This window comes from Oleiphilus sp. HI0123 (assembly GCF_001635315.1).
The window spans coordinates 1-1679 of record NZ_LWGE01001582.1 but is presented as its reverse complement, the minus strand read 5'-3'; the positions used below and the strand labels follow the sequence as shown (position 1 = coordinate 1679).

1 protein-coding gene and 1 pseudogene are annotated in these 1679 nt (G+C 43.1%); one reads left to right on the top strand and one right to left on the bottom strand.

What is annotated here, in order from left to right:
* Nucleotides 1-868: KamA family radical SAM protein (locus A3761_RS21235; protein ID WP_197473162.1), on the bottom strand; the 868-nt coding region annotated here is incomplete at its 3' end.
* A gap of 224 nt (nucleotides 869-1092) precedes the next feature.
* Here A3761_RS21235 and efp point away from each other — a divergent pair.
* Nucleotides 1093-1575: pseudogene (gene efp, locus A3761_RS21230) on the top strand (elongation factor P); the annotation flags it as partial.
* Between the last annotated feature and the right edge of the window lie 104 nt (nucleotides 1576-1679).

Genomic DNA, 1679 nt, shown 5'->3' with positions numbered 1-1679 from the left:
CATACATAAATAGGTAGTAAGGGAGAATGCCCAGGTCAAAGAGCGCTAGACTAAGCTTTGTTAGTGTCTCTGCATGATTATTGACGTCTTTTAGCAAGACTGCCTGGTTCAATAAGGTGACGCCAGCCTGTTTGAGAGCAGTGAAGCAGGGTCTGAGTTGACTATCTAACTCGTTAGGGTGATTGCAGTGTGTGACGAGTATGAGTTGTTTGTTGCAATCAGAAAATATTTTTAATAGTTCTTGGTCGATTCTTTCCGGGATACTGACGACCATTCGAGAATGAATACGAATGCGTTGGATATGCTTGATATCAGCAATATTGTTTATTAGCCAGGCAAGGTGGTCGTTATTGTGTATTAAGGGTTCGCCACCGCTCAGGATTACCTCATCTAATTCTTTGTGTTCTTCAATGTAGTTGAAGACCTTTCGCCATTCGTTTTTTGATTGGCGATGCGCGTCATAAGGAAAATTCCGGCGGAAGCAGTAACGACAGTTAATAGCGCACACAGTACTACTCATGAGTAATACCCGATTATTGTACTTGTGCAGTAAGCCTTTGACGGGAGAGTACTCTTCCTCGTTCAGAGGGCTATCGTTAAAACCATCGACTTGCTTGAACTCTCTATTTTGAGGAAGTACTTGTAGAAGAAGTGGGTCATTCGGGTCGTTTGAACGAATACTTGCCAAGTAACGTGGTGGTACTCTTAATTCAAACAAACGCTCAGCCTCTTCATCTACTAAAGGATGATCGTTCAGACCTAGCTTGTTCAGCAAGTCTGCAGTACTTATTTTGCACTGGCTAAGTTGAGACTGCCATGAACCGTATTGCGCTTTATTTTCGACAGGAATAGTTGATAGATGTATCATGTGCGCTTTAATTTTGGTCTGCGAGCCTAAAAAAGAGTCAGCCCTTGATGTAAAGAGGCCGGTAAACCGCGCAGTATATAGCGAAGTAAAGCTATAGAAAACAGTTTGTCGCCCACTCATTGGCCCTGTATAGATTAGGCTGGACCAAGATAGCGAGAAAATAATTCCGTAAATTGAATAGTTCCTGCATAAATATGTAGGAGACAGAAACAGGTGAGATCAAAATGGGAAGTTATTCTACCAGCGAATTCCGTTCAGGCTTAAAAGTAATGTTGGATGGTGATCCTTGTGCGGTGATTGAGAATGAATTTGTAAAGCCAGGAAAAGGCCAGGCTTTTAACCGCGTTAAGTTGAGAAACCTCAATACTGGGCGTCAATGGGAGAGAACCTTCAAGTCAGGTGAATCTCTTGAAGCGGCTGACGTAATGGAATTCGATATGGAGTACCTCTATACCGATGGTGAGTTCTGGCACTTTATGATGACTGATGGTTCTTTTGAACAGCATGCTGCTGATGAAAAGGCTGTCGGTGATACAATTAAGTGGTTAAAGGAACAGGATGTTTATACGGTCACACTATTCAATGGTGCACCCTTGGCTGTTGCTGCAGCAAACTTTGTTGAGCTGGAAGTGGTAGAAACTGACCCGGGTTTGAAAGGCGATACAGCTCAAGGTGGCACAAAGCCGGCTACCTTTTCATCAGCAGCATGCTGTTCAAAAGAACCATCAGTCATCATAAAGTGCCAGAACTCACCATCGGTATAGAGGTACTCTGTACACGATTCAAACTGATAAGCCTTTAGATGACCATG